The sequence below is a fragment of the Variovorax sp. J22R115 genome, assembly GCF_030317005.1.
Classification (GTDB): Bacteria; Pseudomonadota; Gammaproteobacteria; order Burkholderiales; family Burkholderiaceae_C; genus Variovorax.
The window spans coordinates 213,625-227,489 of record NZ_JASZYM010000008.1 but is presented as its reverse complement, the minus strand read 5'-3'; the positions used below and the strand labels follow the sequence as shown (position 1 = coordinate 227,489).

Here is a 13,865-nt window from a genome sequence, read left to right as displayed (position 1 = left end):
CCGATACGCCTCAGAAGTTGTAGACCTCGAGGGTCCGTTCGCCGGCGCGAATTCGATCCAGGATTGCCGCCTCTTTGGCCTCGCGCTGACCGGCCGCGGCAACTACTTCCTCGGCGCGCTCCCGCGGAATCGCAACGACGCCGTCCGTGTCCCCGACGATCAAATCGCCGGCGTTCACTGTGAGATCGCCGAACACCACCGGGAAGTTGACCCACCCTCGCGCGCCATAGTCCTTCCCGGTGCCCCGGATGCACAGACCGCGAGCGAAGACCGGCAGGCCGAAATCAGCGAGGATCCCTCCATCCCGCACGCAGCCATCGATCACCAGTCCGGCCAGGCCGCGCGCCTTCGCAGCGCAGGACATGATTTCGCCCCAGTAGCCAAAGTCGTAGTCGCCGCTAACGTGGACCACGAGCACGTCGCCCGGCTGCGCCACGTAAAGGGCGCGGTGCAACCAGAGGTTGTCCCCTCCTGGCGAATGCACAGTGACGGCTGGACCGCAGACGCGGAAGGTTGGCGCCACAGGCTTGATCGCCGAGGGCATCACGCCGATGCGGCCACCCGCCTCGTGCAACGTTGCGGTGGGCAACTCTCCGGCTGCAGCGACGACGCTTGCGGCGGGCCGCTCGATGTCAGGCCGGATCGTCGGCCCAGCGGGAATGGTCGACGCGCTGCTCATTTCGAGGCCTTTCGTGTTTGCAACTGGTGATACCGATGTTTTTCGCGCGCCTCTCGCAAGTTGAGGCCACCGCGCACAGATTCGCGAATCGCGTCCTCGGCGGTTTGGATCTCCTCGGCCGAGGAGAGCACCAGTTCTTCCTGTTCCTTCGGAATGACAACCACGCCATCGGCGTCTCCGCGCATCAAGTCGCCGGGACAGACACGGACGTCGCCGATGCTGACCGGAATCTGCGTGGCCTCGACTTGAACCCTGTCCTTGCCCGTGCGCATCCAAGATTCGCGGCTGTAGACCGGGTAGCCAAGCTGCAGGCAAAGGGCGACGTCGCGGTTGATGCCGTCGATGACAGTGCCTGCGATGCCCTTGCTGTGCGCAATTTCCGTCAGGATGTCACCCCACACGGTGACGTTGTCACGTCCGCCGTTGTCCAGCACGATCACGCTGCCTGGCGCCACATCGTCGATGTAGTCGCCAACGGTGCCCGGTGGCGTCCCTGCGGGGCCGTACTTGAGAGTCCAGGCGCGACCCGTCATGCGGAAATCGCTAGAGCGCGGCTTAATCTTGTAGCACTGGCCATTGAGGCCGTGGCGGTCGAGCGCGTCACTCAAGGTGGCTGTATCGAGCTTCGAGGCGCGCTCAACGTTGCGGTCAGTCATGTCATTTCTCCAATGCCGCTCAGCGCAGCATGTGTTCGTAATCGGCGCCCATCACCTGGGCGATGGGTTGACCGGCCAGCAGCGCCTTTGCCATAGCCGCTTCTCGACCTGCAATCGTCTCAGCAGCGTCGAGAACACGCTCGACATCACCGGCCGGAATGAAAGCGACGCCGCTCGCATCAGCAATCACGTAGTCACCCGCGTCCACGGTGACGTCGCCAATCGTGATGCGTTGATTGACCTCCGCCTCCACCACGCGCCCGCGCGCGGTCTTGGCGGTCAGCGCACGGCAATACACTGGGAAGTCGTATGCGCGCGCTTCATCGACATCGCGCACCGGGCCATCCGCGATCACGCCAGCGACACCACGGACCTTCGCTCCCAAAGTGAGGATGCCGCCCCAGCTACCGGCGTCCAGTCCGGTGCGTTGCTCGACAACGATCACTTCGCCTGGTTGCACCAGTTCAATGGCAGTCGTGCCCAGGTGCCGGGGCGCACCGCCCGCCGGCGGCGGCGCCTTGTCCGCCGGCACAAGCCGGTAGGTCACCACGCGCCCGGCGATACGCCGAGTGGTCGACCGCTGCTCCAGACCGCTCACGACACGATCGCGCAAGCCGAGCTTGTCGAGCGCATCAGACACCGCGCAGCAATCGAGGCGGTTCAGGCGTTTGACGGAATCATTCATGAGATCAAGCCTTTGATGAAGACAGGTACTTGAGACGCAACTCGCGCTTGAGCACCTTGCCAGTAGGGTTCTTTGGCAACGCGTCGATCAGGATCACGCGCTTGGGGATCTTGAACAGCGCCAGCTTTCCGGCGCAGGCCTCCAGCACACTCTGCTCGGTGAGCTCGTGGCCCGGCCTCGTCACGATCACGGCAGTGACCGCCTCGATCCACTTCGGGTCTGGCAGTCCGATCACCGCGACTTCGGACACCCCGGTGATTCCGTAAATCGCCTCTTCGACTTCGCGACTGGCGACGTTCTCGCCGCCGGTCTTGATCATGTCTTTCTTACGGTCAACCACACTGATATAGCCTTCCTCGTCGATGGTTCCCAAGTCGCCGCTGTGAAACCAACCACCGTGGAATGCAAGCTTGGTGCGCTCCGCGTCCTTGTAGTAGCCGGACAGAAGCTGAGGCGAGCGATGCACGATTTCGCCGATCTCGCCGGGGCCAACATCGTTCATCTCGTCGTCAACAAGCCTGGTCTCGACGTTGAGCGTCGCGCGGCCGGCAGTGCCTGCCTTGCGAAGCTGGTCCTCAGGCTTCAACACGGTAGCCACCGGCGCGATCTCGGTCTGGCCATAGAGGTTCCAGAGGCGGACCGCCGGCATGCGTCGCTGAATCTCTTTCAACACCTCTACCGGCATGATTGAGGCGCCGTAGTAGCCTTTGCGTAGAGAGGAAAGGTCCGTTGATTCGAACTGAGGCGCCTGCATCAAACCAATCCATACGGTCGGGGGCGCGAAGAAGGAGTTGATGCTGTCGCGCGCCATCAACGCCAGGAGATTGGCAGCGTTAGGCTTGCCTGTGATGACGCTCGTCGCGCCGACGTAGACGCAGGGGCCGAGGAAGACATCCAGTTGCGCGCAGTGGTACAGCGGGAGCGCATGCAGGACCCGATCGTTCTCTGCGACCTCGATGTCAACCAGGCAGCTCACGTACTCGGAGATGATCGCGTCGTGCGTCAGCATCGCCCCTTTGGGACGTGATTCGGTTCCGCTGGTGTAGATGATTTGGGCCAGCATCGAGCCCGTCAATGCTCGCGGTGGCGCGTCGCCCTTCTCCAGCAGCTTATCGAACGTCGTCAGTCCGGGCACCGGATCACTCGGCCCTTCGCTCGGAAGCCAGACCGTTTCACTGACCGAGGTATCAACGCTCGCGGCCGTGCCCAGCGCGGCAAAATCCGAATCGACACAAAGCATCCGCGCCCCGGAATGCTCAAGGATGTAGTGCGCCTCGTCGGTGCTCAACATGAAGTTGATGGGGACCAGCACCGCACCCAGCCTGGCCAGCGCGAACCGTAGAGCCGCAAACGCGTGAGAGTTCCGCGAGATCACTGCGACACGGTCGCCGATCTCAATGCCGCGCTCTGCGAGGCCGCCTGCGAGCTTGTTGCAAACCTCGTCGAACTGGGTATAGGTCCAGTCGACGCTGCCGCAGCGAATAGCCAGCTTTTCAGGAAAGCGTTGTTTGGTGCGCCGCAGCAGGTCTCCAAGCGTGTGGCGCGCAAGGTCATTGGTCATTGGTCTTCCCTCGGTCGTTGGATCAGAGTTCGTTGACGATGGCGATGACTTCCAGCTGCAGCAACATGCCGTTCTGGAGGTCGTACATCAGGGTGTGGCGGGCCGGGCGGTCGTGTGGATCCGGAAAGCACTTGAGCCACTCGGCATTGACGTGCTCCCGCGCGGCACCGTCCTTCAGGTAGACCGTCATGCGCACCACGTCATCCAACGTGGCCCCTCCCCCGGCGAGGAGGGAGCGGACATGGTCGAATGCGAAACGGGTCTGCGAGGCTGCGTCGGGTGGAAGCTTTCCCGTGGATGGATCGATGCCCGGGATGCCAGAGGAATAGAGCGTGTTGCCAACGCGGGCGCCCATGGGAATGGGGGCTGCGCCGTGGGAGACACCGGTGACTTCGATCGAGCGTCGACGAGATTGCTGCATTTGTTTTGCTCCGGAGATCAGGCCGACACGCCGAGTAGCTTGTCGATCAGGGGTTGGTTGCCCAGCAGCTCTTCGCTGGGACCGCTGTGGACGACCGCACCGTGATCGATGACCACGCAGCGCTCGGATTGCGCCAGCGCCAGGTCGTACTTTTGTTCGACCAACACGATGGCCATATCGCTCTCATGGCGCATTCGCTCGATCGCCGCCAGCATCTCCTTGACGATCAAGGGCGCGAGCCCTTCCACCGGCTCGTCGAGCAGCAGGAGTGACGGGTTCGTCATCAGTGCCCGTCCCAGCGCCAACATCTGCTGCTCGCCGCCTGAGAGTTGGTTGCCGTAGTTGCCACGGCGCTCCTTCAAGCGAGGAAAGAGGCCGTAGACCCGCTCGAGGTTCCAGGTGCCAGAGCGCGCCACGACCGTGAGGTTCTCCTCCACGGTCAGTGATGGAAACACCTCCCGCTGCTGCGGCACCCAACCGACGCCGAGTCGATTGCGGCGATGCGCAGGCTCTGCATCGATGCGCTTGCCGTCGAACCAGATCTCGCCGGAATGGTGCGTCGTTAGCCCGATGATGGTCTCGATCAGAGTGGTCTTGCCCACCCCGTTGCGGCCGATCACGACGAGCGTTTCGCCGCGGCGAACCGACAACTCCATGTCGTGCAATACGCGGGCCGGCCCATAACCGGCACATACCTTGCGCACTTCCAGGAGTGCCTCAGCTCCGACCGTCGGTCGGGCCGTTGCTGCAGATTGCACGACAGGACGCGGGCCCCTGGAGGTGGCCTCCGACCTGGATTTGAGTTCAGCTTCCAAGATAGGCCTTTCGCACGCGCTCATCTGCGCGAACCTGATCGGGGGTGCCTTGTGCGATCAGATCGCCCCCCGCGAAAACCGACACCCGATCCGCATAGCGGAACACCAAGTGCATGTCGTGCTCGATGAAGAGCACCGTCGTCTCTCCGGCAAGACTTGAGAGCTGGTCGAACAACGCCACTCCCTGCGAGGTCGACAGGCCGGCCGCGGGCTCATCCAGAAGCAGCACCCGCGGCTTCATGGCGAAGGCCAGTACCACCTCAAGCACCCGTTGCTCGCCGTACGCCAGTGCCTGGGTCGGCCTGAGCGCCGAGCCCAGCAGCCCGAAGCGGTCGAGCAGTGCGGACGCCTCATCGATCTGTCGGGTCATCCGGCTGATCGGACGCCACGAGGGACGCGCGAGGCCGTCGCGCTGGCACAGTGCGAGCACCACGGATTCGAGAGGATTGAGCGTCGCAAAGAGCGTGTTGATCTGAAACGTCCGCACCAAGCCGGCATGCACCCTCTCTTGCGGGGTGGTGGCCGTCACGTCGCGCCCTTCGAGGAACAACTTGCCGTCCGTGGGTGTCAGAAGCCCCGTCACAAGATTCACGAACGTGCTCTTTCCAGCGCCGTTCGGCCCGATGACGGCATGTCTTTCGCCGCGTCGCATCGAAAAGTTGAGCTTGTCGAAGATCTTCAGTCCGCCAAAGGCCATCCGCAGATCGCGGGTCTCGAGGACGGTGTCGGTGTTCATGCGCGTGCCTCGCGACGCAGGGCCAGGCGGCCAAGGAGCGTTGGGAGAATCCCCTTGCGGAAGGTCGCCACGATGAGCACCAGGAGCAGACCGATCCAGAAGTACCAGTAAATGGGGTTGTACGAGGACAGTTGGTCGCGCAGCAGCATGAACACTGCGGCGCCGATGAACCCGCCATAGAGCACTGCGGTGCCACCGATGACCAACATGACCAGCACGTCAGCCGAGCGGGTAAATGCCATTGCCTCGGGAGATACAAACTGCGTCGTCTGGGTCAGCAAGGCGCCGGCGACTCCAGCCAGAGCCGCGGAGATCCCGAACACGACGGTGACGTCACGGTCAATCGGCGTGCCGAGCATCATCATTCGCCGCGTGTTCTCTCTTGCGCCGAGGAGCGAGAGACCGAAGGAGGATTTGACAAGGGCACGGACCGCCAGGAAGCAGACCAGCACCACCACGAAGGTATAGAGGTAGGCGGTGCGTCCGACCATGTCGAAGCGGAACATTCCGAGCACCGGTGCGATCGCGATGCCCTGCAGACCGTCATCGCCACCGGTGAGATGTGTCGAACGGTGCACGAAGTCGAACAGGATCATGTTGAGTCCGAGCGTGACCATCAGCAACCCGATGCCATGCAATCCGCGAACAATGCGTCCCGTCGCCAAGCCGGCGCAGCCAGCCACCAGACCGGCAACGAGAAGGCCGCTGATCGGCTCTGTCCAGCCGTACTTGCCGAGGAACCCAGCGGTGTAAGCCCCGATCCCAAAGAACGCAGCGTGACCGAGCGAAGGAATGCCCCGGTAGCCGAGCAGCAGGTCCAGCGAGAGCGCAAAGAGCCCCCAGATCAGGATCTGCGACAGCAAAACAAGATTGCTGTTGGGGATGAAGAACAACACCAGAAGTACAGCCCAGAAGGCGAACTCCCACCGACTCCAGCCGCCGCGTGTCGAGAAGTACTGCGAAATGTCAGGACGCGTCATGTCAAACCTTTCGACCGAGCAATCCCTGCGGACGCCACATCATGATGAGCACCGTCAGCAGGTAGATGAAGAGACCACCCGCTTCCGGGACGTAGTACTTGCCCACCACGTCGGCCACGCCGATCAGGAGCGCGGCAAGCAGGCTGCCGAAGATGTTTCCCATGCCCCCGACCGAAACAACGATCAGCACGTACACCAGGTATCGCAGTGGGAAATTGGGGTCCAGGCTCAGCAAATTGGCCGAAAGAGCGCCGCCCAATCCGGCGAGACCACCGCCGAGCGCGAAGGTCAGAGCGAAGACGGCGCTGGTGTTCATGCCGCACCCGGAAGCGGCGCGTCGGTTGTCGACGCATGCACGCACCATGGCGCCGAATCGCGTCCGCTCGAGACCAAGCACGAGCACCAGGGCAATCAAGGCGCCGGCCACGAGCAGAAAGATGCGGTAGCGTTCGAGCATGAGACCAAGGACCGGCTCCTGGCCGCTCAGCCAGGAGGGAACGGTCACCGGCCGGAACGAGGGCCCCCAAAAGAAGGCAACCGCCGAGATCGACATGAAGACAAGGCCCAACGTCAACAGCACCTGCGTCAGATCGTCTGTGTCGTAGAAGTGGCGCAGCACCAAGCGTTCCAAGACCACGGAGAAAACCGCGACGGCGACGAAGGCGAGTGGAAGACTCGCTAGGAATGGAAGGCCCAGCGATTCCATCGCCGTCACCATCACGTAGCCCCCGAGCATCGAGAAGCTCACTTGCGCGAGGTTCACGAACTGCATCATTCCCATCGTGACTGACAAACCCACCGCGATGATGAATAGCAGCACGCCGTACGCGAGCCCGTTAAAGAGAATGGTCAATAGCGCATTCATGGCGTCGTGCTCAGAGGTGATCTGGGTCGGCGTTCAGAGAGCGCCGGTCACTTGGCCGCGACGTCTTTGGTCGTCGCGATCTCGATGTTCTGGAGCACGCCGTCGCGCTTCTCCACCTTCCGGATGTAGACGTTCTGCGTGATGTCGCCGTTGCCCTTGTCAATGGTGATCGGGCCGCGGGGACTCTCGATGGAGCGTCCCTTGACGAAGGCCATGAATTTGTCTGCGTCGAACGGAGCGCTTCCCTGTGCGGCGATGCCGTCATAGATCAGGCGCATCGCATCCCACACGGCGACGCTGGACGCAGTCACGCGGGGAGACTTGCCAAACTGAGCTACATAGTCGGCCACGAACTGCTTGTTGGCCGGCGACTCATGCGCCGCAGAATAGACACCCGACGTGATCACGCCCATCCCCGCATCACCGGCAGCATCGATCACGCTTTCGTCTGTCAGGTCACCGGTGCCAAGAAGCTTGATGTTGGTGTTCTTGAGCCCAGAATCGGCGTAGGCCTTGAGAAACTGCGGCACCAGTTCACCGATCGGTAGGAAGACGAAAACGGCATCCGGCTGAGCGTCCTTGATGCGCTGCATGTAGCTCGAAAACTCTGGACTGCGGACCGGAACGCGACCGGTCCCCGCCAGCGTTCCTCCCAGTGCAGTGAATGCTTTTGTAAAGGTGGCTTCCGTGTCATGGCCAGGTCCGAAATCTGCCACCAGTACGTACGGCTTCTTCACGCCATTCTTGTGTGCCCACTCTGCCATTGGCTTGACCGCCTGGGGGATGGAGAAGAACGTGCGCACGTAGTAAGGCGATTTCTCGCCAACGATCCCACCCGTTGCTGCGCCGGTCAGAAAGGTCGGAACCTTCGCCTCCGTCACCAGGGGCGCAACGGCCAACGCGTTCGGAGTGAAGTCGGGTCCGATGAGAATCTGTACCTTTTCGCGAACGATGAGTTCCTGCGCAAGGCGCTTGGCAACTTCCGGGTTAGGGCCAGTGGTGTCCCGCTTGACGAATTCGATCTTCTTCCCACCGACGGTTGAACCATTCTTCTGTTGGAACAGTTTGATGGTGTTGTCGCTGAGCTGACCGGTCATGCCTGATGCACCGGAATAGGTGAAAAGCAAACCGACCTTGACCGTTTCCTGAGCCAGGGCGGTCGTACCGAACGCGAGCCCGAATGCCACAGCGCCGGTGAGCGCGGTGAGAGAGTGAAGAAAGCTACGGCGCATTGATGTCTCCGTTGATTTATAGAAAGGCCGCGACCGGCCGAGTGGGAACAACACTAGAGATCGAGGGTCAGCGAAGCTCCGGCGCAACGCGACACGCAGACCATGATTCGATCCGTGGCGTTGGCTTCTTCGCCGAGCAGCACCGAGTCCCGGTGGTCTGGGATGCCTTCGAGCACGCGGGTCTCGCACGTTCCGCAGACGCCATCGCAGCAGGAGTGCTGCACGGCGATTCCGGCTTCGATAAGGACGTCGAGGATGGACTTCTGCGGCGGGATCGTCAGGGTGACGCCGCTGTTTGCGAGCTTCACGACGAAATTGCCGTCTCCCTTGACGCCGGCCGTCGCGCTGGCGACGACGGGCCTGGGCTTGAACCATTCGACATGAACCGTGCTTGGATCGCGGGTGGCCGCTGCGCGCTCAAACGCCTCCATCAGCGTCGTTGGACCGCAGCAATAGAGATGCGCATCGGTGGGCGCGTCGGCCATCACCTTCGAAAGGTCGATCGGAGTACCACCGGGCACCCCGTCAAATACTGGAATCACGTGGCCAGGCAGAGCCTTCAATTCATCCAGAAAGGCGGCCCGCTCGGGTGTCCTGGCACAGTAGTAGAGGGTCCAGCGTTGGCCAAGGGCGCTCAATCGCCGCGCCATCGCCAACATGGGAGTCACGCCGATCCCACCTGCCACGAGCACGGAAGATGGTGCAGGCTCGTAGAGCTGGAAGTGGTTGCGGGGCGTGCTGATGTGAACAACGTCGCCAACCTGCAGGTTGTCGTGCAGGTAGGCCGACCCGCCTCGCGTGTTGGCATCCCTGCCGACGCCGATCACATACCGATCGTGTTCGGCCGGGTCGTTGCACAGCGAGTACTGGCGCACGATGAAGTGACCGTGCGCGTCACGCACCGGCAGTTCAACGTCAATGTGGGAGCCTGCTGCGAAAGGGGTTAGTTCATAGCCGTCGACCGCACGCAGCTCAATCGCGACCACGCCGTCTGCGACGACACGGCGCTCCTGCACCCGCACGTTAAGGCCGGTGGTAGTGGGCATCGAATTCGGGGGTGCCATGGTGTAAGGCTCTCGGAGGGTCAGGTTTGAGCAGAAAGCTGTGCGCTTACTGGGCGGGGACTTGTACGGGCATGGAACTAAGTCCACGGAACACGGGCGAATGCATCCGAACGACTCGGTCGTGCAACACGGTGAACCTGCGATTCCGCGAGAACCACTCCTCGAGGAAGATTCGCGACATGGCTTTGGCTAGCTGAGCGCCGAGGCAGAAGTGGACGCCGTGTCCCATTGCCAGGTGCCGGCTTGGCGGACGCGTCAGGTCAAATCGATCGGGGTCGGTGTATTTGCGCTCATCACGGTTGGCCGACCCATACATCACAAGCACGCTTTGTCCCGCGCGAATCGTTTGGCCATGCAGTTCGATGTCCTGTGTGGCGGTGCGATGAAAGCGCTGAGTCGGGGTGTCATACCGCAGCATCTCCTCGATGGCAGTCGGAGCCTGCGACAGATCTGAGGCGAGCAGGTCAGCCTGGTCGGGATGCTCGTTGAGCGCCAACATCGCGTTTCCGATGAAGCTCGAGGCGCTCTCGATGCCGGCTCCCAAAAGCGTGGCCACCGTGTGCATCAGGTCGACCGGAGAGAGTTTTTGTCCTTCGACCTCGGCGGCGATGAGTGCGCTGATCAGGTCGTCGCGCGGCTGGATGCGGCGGGCCTCGATGGTCTTCTGTGCGTAGTCGACCATCGCACGCCGCGCCTCGTGACCGGAGGGCGGCAACTGACGGGTCACAGGATCTCGGTACACCAGGCCGTCGACCCAAATCTTCAGCTGGACATGGTCGGCGCGCTCGAATCCGAGCAGGTCGCAAATCGTCGACGTGCTGATTCGGGCCGTGAGCTGTTTGATGATGTCTCCGCCGCCGGCCGCGAAGAATTCGTTCATGAACTCTTGGGTGATGGCGCGCATCTGGGGCTCCCTCTCGACGACGCGCCCCCGCATGAAAGCGGCATTGACCAGGCCACGCAGCTGATCGTGCTTGGGCGGATCGCTCGTGCCCAGCGTGTTGCCCATGCGGGCCGGATCGTCATCCAGAACATTGCCCCGGGCCGACGAGAACCTTTTCGCGTCGTTGCAAGCGTTGGCAATGTCCTCGTATCGCGACAAGGCCCAGCAGTTGGCCTTTTCGCACCAATACAGGGGGTGGTCGCGCCGAAGCACGGCGTAGTACGGGTAAGGGTTTTCCTGTACGTGGACCGAATACGGATCGAATTCGAAGGGTGTCTCGTTGGCCATCTCTGTTCCTGTTTGTGAGGAAAGTCGCGTTTTGCCGATGTGGTGACTGTGATTGAATTCAATCGTGAATGCCATTAGGGATTCCACTAAGATTGAATTCAATCGTGAATGCGTGTTAGGACTACACTTGCAGGCATCAACCGCACAACAGGAGGCGAGCGCATGCCGCCAGTCGCACAAAAGGCCCAAGTCATGGAGCGGGCCCTCCAACAACTTCGCGGAAAGGTCGTTTCGGGCGAGCTGATGCCGGGCGAACAGATCCGGCAACAGGAAATGGCCGAAGAACTGGGGGTGAGCCGGGTCCCCTTACGAGAGGCGCTCAACCTCCTCGCCGATCAGGGCCTTTTGGTCCACCGTCCCAACTCGGGCTACTTCGTTGCGAAGCGCGCGCCGAACGAGCTGGCCCAGATCAGCCGCATCCTGCAGCTGCTCGAAAACGAGCTCCTGGGTTCGATTTCCTGGCCCGATGAAGACTGCATCGCAACGCTTAGGGCGCTCAACGAGGAGATGCGCGCCGTCGCCGTGGCGGACGACTGGACCCCACTAGTACGGCTCAACCGTGAGTTCCACTTGCAGATCTATTCGCTGTCGCCCTATCGAATCATCCTGGAGGAGGTCAAGCGTCTGTGGACGCAGGCGGATACGTTCATTGCTACAAAAATGTCCGAGGTCAGCGCCCGACTGCGCACGGTGGAGGAACACGACCGCTTGATCGATTGCTTGATCCGACGCGATCACGACGTTTGCCTGGCAGCAATGGAGGTGCATCGCGCGAGCACGGCGAGCGGTTTGGCACCTGACGCTCAACTGCGCCTCACCCATCCGAGGGCCTCACTCACCGCAGGGCGGGCGATGAACTGAAAGACCGCGCGATGACGCTTCATCTGTGTCTTGCGGGCGAAGGAGCGATCGCGCGGTCGCACATGGAGGTCCTCAAGCGGACCCCCGGGGTGGCAGTGGTGTGCCTTGTGGGGGGCGTTGCCGGACCCGCGGCATTGTTCGCGCAGGAATGGTCCATCCCTCACCTCAGCATGGATCTGGACGAGTGCCTTGCCAAGCCTGGCATCGATGCAGTCGTCCTTGCCACACCTAGCCATCTTCACGCCGAGCAGGCGGTGGCCTGTCTGCGCGCCGGCAAACATGTGCTGATTGAAATCCCGATGGCGCTGAACGTAGCCGACAGCGAGCGGGTCGCGGCAACGGCCGCTGCGCGCCCCGACCTCGTTTGCATGGTGGCCCATACGCGCCGATTCAACGCCCCACACCGAGAGATGCGAAGGCGCATCGCCGAAGGGCACTTTCACCTCCAGCACCTCGTATCAGAGACCTATTTTTTTCGCCGTGAGAACACCAACGCGCGAGGCGAGCCGCGCTCGTGGGTCGACAGTCTGCTTTGGCATCACGCATGCCACTCTGTGGACTTGATGACTTGGCTGCTGGATGACCCGGAGCTGGATGCTTGGGGCCAACAGGGTCCGGTGCATCCGACGCTCGGAACTTCGATGGACATGACGATCGCTCTGCGATCGCGTCGGAGTGCAGGCGCGCTGGGAACACTTGCGCTTTCCTTCAACAACCGAGGGCCGTTCGGCGGCTTCTACCGCTACATCGGGGAAGAAGGGACCTACCGCGCCTATAGGGACGAACTCCTCGACGATGAAGGCAATCCGATCGGCTTGACCGGCATCGGCATCGAGAGCCAGGACCGGGAGTTCATCGCCGCCATCGCCGAGCGTCGGCTTCCGGAAGCGAGCGTGGCAGCGTGCTTGCCTTCCATGCGCATCCTCGACCGCATCGAACGATGCATGGCCGAGCACCTCACCCCGGCTCCCGATGGGCTTTCGTGAGCCTGACACGGTCCGCCAAGCCATCCCCAAACTCCTACCAGAGATCAGTGGCCATCTCGGCTGATCATTGATCAAATTGATCTGCGACAGCCGGTCTTCGCTCGAGATCGTCACCTCGCTAAGGATTGACGCAGCTCGCCGCCAGCTTGCCATGGACCAGGTAGGTTGTCAGACCGGTCAAGGCAAGCATGCCCATTTGGTCCCGCGCATCTTGTGTAGCGCTGCCGATGTGTGGGAGCAAGGTCGTGTTGGCCAACTCGAGGAACCGGCGATCGACGTGTGGCTCGTTCTGGAATACGTCCAGCCCGACGCTTCCTATGCGCCCACTCTCAAGGGCCGCGATGAGCGCATCCTCGTCAATCAGATCTCCTCGTGCAACGTTCACCACGGCTGCGCCGGTGGGCAGCAATGAGAGTCGCTGCGCATTGATCGATGCGCGCGTCTGCGCCGTCGCTGGCGCACAGATGCACAGCACATCGGACACCCGCATGAGGGTATCGATCTCAGCGTGAAAGCGGGCCCCTTGCTCCAACGGCGGTGCCAGCTGGCTTCGGTTGTGATAGTGGATCTCGAGATCGAACGCCCGCGCCCTGCGCGCCACCGCACGACCGATGCGACCCATGCCGTAAACACCAAGCCTCAACCCCCCGAGTTGGCGGCCAAGCATCGCCGTTGGCGACCACGGCCCCCACTGGCCGGCACGCAAGATGCGCTCGGATTGGGTGGTGCCCCGAGTGGCCGCCAGAATCAGGAACATCGCTAAATCGGCCACCGCATCACTCAGCACATCGGGCGTATGAAACACCGGCAGCCCCAAGCGCGAGGCCGCCGCGACATCGATGTGGTCATAGCCGACGGAAAAGGTTGCGACCGCCCGCACCCCATCGTCCCTGAGTCGGGTCAACCGCGTTGCGTCGAGAGCTTCGGTCGGCATGACGAGGACCGCATCCTGGCCACGGGCTGCTGCGTCGAACTTAGCGCCGATCGGTTCGTCCTTCGACCAGACGGTGGTACTGAAATTCTCTCGGGCGTGCGCCAGCACTCGATCGCTCAGCGCGCGCGTGATCAGCAGTTTTCGGCGTCTTCTGTCCAT

The 13,865-nt window shown here is 62.2% G+C and carries 15 protein-coding genes; 2 read left to right on the top strand and 13 right to left on the bottom strand.

Going from position 1 to position 13,865, the window contains the following annotated elements; genetic code table 11:
• Positions 1 to 10 precede the first annotated feature (10 nt).
• The 12 genes from QTI04_RS16170 to QTI04_RS16115 all read right to left on the bottom strand — a co-directional run bounded on the left by QTI04_RS16170 (position 11) and on the right by QTI04_RS16115 (position 11,000).
• Positions 11 to 679, bottom strand: coding sequence for a 4-carboxy-4-hydroxy-2-oxoadipate aldolase/oxaloacetate decarboxylase (locus QTI04_RS16170; protein ID WP_286616522.1), 669 nt, complete (start codon positions 677 to 679; stop codon positions 11 to 13).
• Positions 676 to 1,335, bottom strand: a complete 660-nt coding sequence (locus QTI04_RS16165; RefSeq protein WP_286616521.1) for an RraA family protein — start codon at positions 1,333 to 1,335, stop codon at positions 676 to 678. Before QTI04_RS16165 ends, QTI04_RS16170 begins: the two co-directional genes overlap by 4 nt.
• A gap of 19 nt (positions 1,336 to 1,354) precedes the next feature.
• Complete coding sequence (locus tag QTI04_RS16160; RefSeq protein WP_286616519.1) at positions 1,355 to 2,020, bottom strand: RraA family protein; 666 nt, start codon at positions 2,018 to 2,020, stop codon at positions 1,355 to 1,357.
• A gap of 4 nt (positions 2,021 to 2,024) precedes the next feature.
• Positions 2,025 to 3,581, bottom strand: a complete 1,557-nt coding sequence (locus QTI04_RS16155) for a fatty acyl-CoA synthetase (protein ID WP_286616518.1) — start codon at positions 3,579 to 3,581, stop codon at positions 2,025 to 2,027.
• A gap of 22 nt (positions 3,582 to 3,603) precedes the next feature.
• Positions 3,604 to 4,002: a RidA family protein gene (locus QTI04_RS16150; protein ID WP_286616517.1), complete on the bottom strand. Its 399-nt coding sequence runs from the start codon at positions 4,000 to 4,002 to the stop codon at positions 3,604 to 3,606.
• Positions 4,003 to 4,019: 17 nt separating this feature from the next.
• A complete protein-coding gene (locus QTI04_RS16145) occupies positions 4,020 to 4,760 on the bottom strand; it encodes an ABC transporter ATP-binding protein (RefSeq protein WP_286616516.1) in 741 nt (246 codons plus the stop codon).
• A gap of 46 nt (positions 4,761 to 4,806) precedes the next feature.
• Positions 4,807 to 5,553, bottom strand: a complete 747-nt coding sequence (locus QTI04_RS16140) for an ABC transporter ATP-binding protein (RefSeq protein ID WP_286616514.1) — start codon at positions 5,551 to 5,553, stop codon at positions 4,807 to 4,809.
• Positions 5,550 to 6,533 carry a branched-chain amino acid ABC transporter permease gene (locus tag QTI04_RS16135; RefSeq protein WP_286616513.1) on the bottom strand — a complete coding sequence of 328 codons (984 nt, stop codon included), beginning with the start codon at positions 6,531 to 6,533 and terminating at the stop codon, positions 5,550 to 5,552. The genes QTI04_RS16140 and QTI04_RS16135 overlap by 4 nt, the downstream gene beginning before the upstream one ends.
• Position 6,534: 1 nt before the next feature.
• Positions 6,535 to 7,398 (bottom strand): branched-chain amino acid ABC transporter permease, encoded by an 864-nt coding sequence (locus QTI04_RS16130; protein ID WP_286616512.1) that lies wholly within the window; start codon positions 7,396 to 7,398, stop codon positions 6,535 to 6,537.
• Between the two features lie 47 nt (positions 7,399 to 7,445).
• Positions 7,446 to 8,630, bottom strand: a complete 1,185-nt coding sequence (locus QTI04_RS16125) for an ABC transporter substrate-binding protein (protein ID WP_286616511.1) — start codon at positions 8,628 to 8,630, stop codon at positions 7,446 to 7,448.
• A 53-nt stretch (positions 8,631 to 8,683) separates the two neighbouring features.
• Positions 8,684 to 9,652, bottom strand: a complete 969-nt coding sequence (locus QTI04_RS16120) for a PDR/VanB family oxidoreductase (RefSeq protein WP_286616510.1) — start codon at positions 9,650 to 9,652, stop codon at positions 8,684 to 8,686.
• 88 nt (positions 9,653 to 9,740) lie between these two features.
• The gene (locus QTI04_RS16115) at positions 9,741 to 11,000 is read right to left on the bottom strand and encodes a cytochrome P450 (protein WP_286616508.1); all 1,260 of its coding nucleotides are present in this window, start codon (positions 10,998 to 11,000) and stop codon (positions 9,741 to 9,743) included.
• Positions 11,001 to 11,087: 87 nt separating this feature from the next.
• On the opposite strand from QTI04_RS16115, the gene QTI04_RS16110 reads away from it, so the two are divergent.
• Both QTI04_RS16110 and QTI04_RS16105 read left to right on the top strand, forming a co-directional pair.
• Complete coding sequence (locus QTI04_RS16110) at positions 11,088 to 11,786, top strand: GntR family transcriptional regulator (protein WP_286616506.1); 699 nt, start codon at positions 11,088 to 11,090, stop codon at positions 11,784 to 11,786.
• A gap of 11 nt (positions 11,787 to 11,797) precedes the next feature.
• Positions 11,798 to 12,772: a Gfo/Idh/MocA family oxidoreductase gene (locus tag QTI04_RS16105; RefSeq protein WP_286616505.1), complete on the top strand. Its 975-nt coding sequence runs from the start codon at positions 11,798 to 11,800 to the stop codon at positions 12,770 to 12,772.
• Positions 12,773 to 12,890: 118 nt separating this feature from the next.
• Here QTI04_RS16105 and QTI04_RS16100 read toward each other — a convergent pair whose 3' ends face one another.
• Positions 12,891 to 13,865 (bottom strand): D-glycerate dehydrogenase, encoded by a 975-nt coding sequence (locus tag QTI04_RS16100; protein ID WP_286616504.1) that lies wholly within the window; start codon positions 13,863 to 13,865, stop codon positions 12,891 to 12,893.